The sequence below is a fragment of the Vibrio sp. 811 genome (assembly GCF_033339195.1).
This window is the reverse complement of the sequence record NZ_JAWOUB010000117.1, coordinates 1-1,059: the sequence shown is the minus strand read 5'-3', so window position 1 is coordinate 1,059 and position 1,059 is coordinate 1. Positions and strand designations below refer to the sequence as shown.

Here is a 1,059-nt window from a genome sequence, read left to right as displayed (position 1 = left end):
ACGACAACCATCAAAATTAAAAAAGCGAGGAATGGCTCAATGCGATCTTGGAGCCTGTCGAGCAAATACCCCACCGACACCACACCAATGATGTTACCTTGTGCGTCGAATATCGCCGCTTTACCGCGGACGGAATAACCCAAAGAACCGCGAGCTGTAGACACATAGGACTGACCTTCGACCAGAGCTCGTTGGTTGTCGCCCCCTTTCATAGGCTTACCAATTCGCTCATCTACCGGATGAATTAAGCGTACGCCTTGGTTATCCCCAATCACAATAAAGGCCGCACCAATCGCTTTAGTGAGTGCGCGAAAGGACTCTTGATAAGGTTCTGGCTGCTGAGCTTCCACCATCTTAATGACGATTTCAGACTCTGCGAGGAAACGGGCAACACCGAGTGCCTTTTCACCCATTTCGTGTTCTTGATTGCCTTTGAGGTAGGTAAAACCTGCGGCGACGAGCAGAAGTAACTCGATCAAGCCCGAGAGCGTCATAATGACCAGCATGCGCTTTCTAAAGCTGATGGTTCTCCAACTCATGGTACATCCTTACCGTTAACCCACTTCCACGTCACTGTGGTGTTGTTCTAAGTTAACATCGAGTTAACAGCAAGGCTTAGATCAGATGATAAATCTGTGAACACGGCAAACAAAGCGTGACTTTTATGGTGAATTAATAGGCGGCGTGAAACATAAAATTACATCCATTCATCAGGCACAATATTCCTTGCTGATATTCAATGGCATACATAAATTGCCCTTTAAAGCATGATTGCGATCACACCAAATTTAGCGGTTTTTGAGGCACATTGAGACTTTCCATCGTATAATTTTTAGTCAAGAAGCCACAAAGAGCATCTTATAAGAAAGCAGTGAAGCTGGAAGTCTATTATTAGCTCAACATTGAAGTCAGGCAATTTGGAAATAACTTAATAAAAATACAAATACTGACTATATGACAAACACTTAGACACCATCTGAAAACTGGAAAACTATAAACAGAGGTGAATTTATAGTTTAGAAGGAACACCAAACATGGAACGCGATACATTTGGAATTT

The 1,059-nt window shown here is 43.2% G+C and carries 1 pseudogene; it reads right to left on the bottom strand.

The window, feature by feature from the left end:
• Positions 1-539: pseudogene (locus R7Q46_RS25215) on the bottom strand (histidine kinase); the annotation flags it as partial.
• Between the last annotated feature and the right edge of the window lie 520 nt (positions 540-1,059).